A 204-nucleotide genomic window follows, 5' to 3' on the forward strand; every position below is an offset into this window, starting at 1 on the left:
AATAAGTGGCGGAACGGACGGGGCTCGAACCCGCGACCCCCTGCGTGACAGGCAGGTATTCTAACCAACTGAACTACCGCTCCACCGATTCTTTTACGTGTATCTTCCTGATACTTATCCTTTACAGGACCAGCGCTCCTCGCTGTGCAAAACCGCTCATGGCGATTTTGTTCGTTTACCAGATGTCACTCTGGATAACGCGTG

At 52.5% G+C, this 204-nt stretch carries 1 tRNA gene; it reads right to left on the reverse strand.

Annotation, left to right across the window (positions count from 1 at the left end):
* Nucleotides 1-6: 6 nt before the first annotated feature.
* A tRNA-Asp gene (locus tag YALDO0001_RS19630) sits at nucleotides 7-83 on the reverse strand.
* Between the last annotated feature and the right edge of the window lie 121 nt (nucleotides 84-204).

The organism is Yersinia aldovae ATCC 35236 (assembly GCF_000173735.1).
Lineage (GTDB): Bacteria > Pseudomonadota > Gammaproteobacteria > Enterobacterales > Enterobacteriaceae > Yersinia > Yersinia aldovae.